Below are 252 nucleotides of genomic sequence, written 5' to 3'. Positions count from 1 at the left end.
CACGCCGAGCGGAATGCAGATCAGTACCTGGCAGCCGGCATGCTGCTGGATCAGGCTCATAATCTCGATCTGGATGACCGACTTGCCCAGGCCAAAGGCTGCGAAGATCGCACGGCAACCGCCGCGAACCGCCCAGCGCACGATTGCGCGCTGGTGTGGCTTGATGATCGGGTTGATATCGCCATCGTCAACCTCGAAGCCTGCGAAGTCGGCACGGCGGATTTTCCCGCGCAGGAACTTCTCATAGCATAC

General features: G+C 60.3%; 1 protein-coding gene. It reads left to right on the top strand.

Annotated features, from left to right (window positions below; translation table 11 throughout):
- Positions 1–252 (top strand): hypothetical protein (locus VC352_RS24935; protein ID WP_322982169.1); only part of this gene is annotated, 252 nt, incomplete at both ends.

The organism is Pseudomonas sp. C11, assembly GCF_034683865.1.
Taxonomy (GTDB): Bacteria; Pseudomonadota; Gammaproteobacteria; order Pseudomonadales; family Pseudomonadaceae; genus Aquipseudomonas.
This window is presented reverse-complemented; position numbering and strand designations above follow the sequence as displayed.